This window comes from uncultured Phenylobacterium sp., from assembly GCF_902826855.1.
In the GTDB taxonomy this organism is placed as follows: domain Bacteria; phylum Pseudomonadota; class Alphaproteobacteria; order Caulobacterales; family Caulobacteraceae; genus Phenylobacterium.
This window is the reverse complement of sequence record NZ_CADEGK010000374.1, coordinates 1-1,688: the sequence shown is the minus strand read 5'-3', so window position 1 is coordinate 1,688 and position 1,688 is coordinate 1. Positions and strand designations below refer to the sequence as shown.

General features: G+C 69.7%; 2 protein-coding genes. One reads left to right on the top strand and one right to left on the bottom strand.

The window, feature by feature from the left end; all coding sequences use genetic code 11:
• Positions 1-741 (bottom strand): PLP-dependent cysteine synthase family protein (locus tag QZV94_RS24915; protein ID WP_293683147.1); only part of this gene is annotated, 741 nt, incomplete at its 3' end.
• Between the two features lie 111 nt (positions 742-852).
• Here QZV94_RS24915 and QZV94_RS24910 point away from each other — a divergent pair.
• Positions 853-1,563: an HAD family hydrolase gene (locus QZV94_RS24910; RefSeq protein ID WP_367255364.1), complete on the top strand. Its 711-nt coding sequence runs from the start codon at positions 853-855 to the stop codon at positions 1,561-1,563.
• Positions 1,564-1,688 lie beyond the last annotated feature (125 nt).

The window sequence follows — 1,688 nt, the reverse complement described above, 5'->3', positions numbered from 1 at the left end:
GGTGATCTTCGGGATGAAGTCGGGGGTCCAGCCCTGCATGGGGTGCGGCGCCCAGGCCGCGTGGCCTTCCGCGGGCGTTCCGTCGGCATTGCGCGCCTGTCCCTTGCCCGAGCCGAGCAGCTGGGCGTCGGTGGGCTCGCAGACCACGATCTTGGTCTCCGGGCGTTCCTTCCGCAGGACCCGGGCCACGCCCTTCAGGGTGCCCCCGGTGCCATAGCCGGTGACCCAGTAGTCGAACCGCTCCCCCGCCAGGTCGTCGATCAGCTCACGCGCCGTGGTCGCCGAATGCATGTCGGGGTTGGCTTCGTTCTCGAACTGGCGCGCCAGGAACCAGCCGTGGGTCTTGGCCAGCTCCAGCGTCTTGTTGATCATGCCGGTGGCCCGGAGCGCCGCAGGCGTGAGGATCACCTTGGCGCCCAGGAACCGCATGAGGCGGCGACGCTCGATGGAGAAGCTCTCGGCCATCACCACGACGAGGGGATAGCCCTTGGCGGCGCAGACCATGGCCAGACCGATGCCGGTGTTGCCGCTGGTGGCCTCGACCACCGTCTGGCCCGGCTTCAGCGAGCCGTCCCTCTCGGCCGCCTCGATGACGCCCAGCGCCAGGCGGTCCTTGACCGAACCTAGGGGGTTGAACGCCTCGACCTTGGCGTAGAGCGTCACGTGGTCGGGGGCGAGCTTGTTGATCCGCACCAGCGGCGTGTTGCCGACCGTCTGCAGGATGTTATCGAACTTGGCCATTGGGGTGGCGGGCCTTCCGGGTTTTCGCAGGTCGCGACTTAAGCCGCAGCGGCCTTCTGCTTCAACCGCCACCGCGCTTAGAGTGGCGCCAGAAAATGTGGAGACAGGACGATCCTCCCGCCGGCCATCCTCTTCGACCTGGACGACACTATCCTCAGCGCGGGTCACCGCGAGGAGGTGTTGGCGCACATGGTGGCCGAGCTGGCGGAGGACCTGGGGCCGCATGACCCGCCGGCCCTGGTGGCCGCGCTGGAAGCGGCGTTCGTCTTCTATTGGTCCGATCCCCACCGCCACAAGGAAGGCCGCTTCGCGCTCGCCGAGGTGCGCCGGCGCGTCGTGGCCGGGGTGTTCGCCAGGAGCGGACGGGCGCACCTGACAGAGTCCCTGGCGCATCGTCTCGCCGACGGGTTCACGGCCGCGCGGGAGGCGATGATGTGCCCGTTCCCCGGCGCCGTGGAGGCGGTGGCGGAGTTGCGCGCCCGCGGCGTGCGCCTGGCGCTGATCACCAACGGCGACGGGGCCACGCAGCGCAGCAAGATCGAGCGCTTCGCGCTCGCGCCGTTCTTTGAGCACATCCAGATCGAGGGCGAGCACGGCTTCGGCAAGCCGGAGCCGCAGGCCTATCGCCACTGCATGGCGAGCCTGGGCGTAGGCCCCGCCGACTGCTGGATCGTCGGCGACGACCTGGAGTGGGAGGTCGCGGCGCCCCAGCGGCTGGGCCTGCACGCCGTCTGGCACGACCACCGCGGGGCCGGCCTGCCCGTGGGCAGCACGGTGAAGCCGGACCGGATCATCCGCTCGCTTCGCGAGTTGTTGGTCTAGGAGGATTTGGCGTGCGGGCGCGGACGTGAGATAGAGCGGCCGTCGCGTATCGCCAGGGTTCAATACCTTTCCGGCGCCACGATAGCCCCGCCGGCGTCCGGCGCCGGCGCCCCTGATGAAAGGCC